Annotated in this window: 1 protein-coding gene and 1 pseudogene; both read left to right on the top strand. The window is 59.1% G+C overall.

Translation table 11 applies throughout. The features are described 5' to 3' along the window. A partial coding sequence (locus tag EN780_RS35795) for a TRAP transporter large permease subunit (protein ID WP_128276574.1) occupies positions 1–455 on the top strand: 455 nt, incomplete at its 5' end. Positions 456–576: 121 nt separating this feature from the next. After that, a pseudogene (locus tag EN780_RS35790) lies at positions 577–817 on the top strand (aminotransferase class III-fold pyridoxal phosphate-dependent enzyme); the annotation flags it as partial.

The raw sequence follows: 817 nt of genomic DNA, 5'->3' as shown, positions 1-817 counted from the left end.
GGGTGATCATGATGATCATGGCGCTTGCCACGCCGTTCTCGTTTATCCTAGCCGTTGAGCAGATCCCGACGCTCGCGGCGGACTGGATCTCAGGATACTCCTCCGGGCCGGTAGTGACAGTGCTACTGATCCTCTTCGTACTTTCTGCGGTCGGGTTCTGGCTCGATCTCGGTCCGTCGCTAATAATCATGACACCGATCCTCGTGCCCATCGCGCGGGATGCGGGCCTCCAGCCCTTCCAGACCGGCGTCCTTTTCACCATCACACTTGGCGCCGGTCTCTTCACGCCGCCGGTCGGCACTAACATCACCGTGGTCTGCAACATCGCTAAGCTTGACATGTACGTCGTTTCAAAATGGCTGATGCCGTATTGGATCGCCAGCTTAGTCTGCATCGCCGGCATCGCCTTCTTCCCAGGCATGACCGAGTGGCTGCCGTCCCTTTTCGGAATGTAATGACAATGACACATCTAATCTCGGGGATCTCGAGCGCCGTTCGCGCTTTGCGCGACGCCCACGGCCGGCCTCAGTGAATCCCTGGCGGCTTTCCTTTGAAATTAGAGTTGGAAACTAGAGAATGAAACATCTTGTCGGAGGCATCTCCAGCGCCGGGCGGGCCCTTCCGCTACTCGACGGCAGAGCGATCTTCATCGACAGGGCAAAAGGGCCGTATATCTGGACAGACGAAGGCGTGCGGATGACCGACACGGCTCTCGGATTTGGTGCCATCCTTCTCGGACATGCGGATCCGGCCGCCAATTCAGCCGTCGTCGAGGCCGTCGCAAAAGGCTCGATGCCTGCCTTCCCTCACGCCGGCG

This window comes from Mesorhizobium sp. M4B.F.Ca.ET.089.01.1.1 (assembly GCF_004022605.1).
GTDB classification, from domain to species: Bacteria; Pseudomonadota; Alphaproteobacteria; order Rhizobiales; family Rhizobiaceae; genus Mesorhizobium; species Mesorhizobium abyssinicae.
The sequence above is the reverse complement of the archived record's forward strand: the minus strand, read 5'-3'. Positions and strand labels throughout refer to the sequence as shown.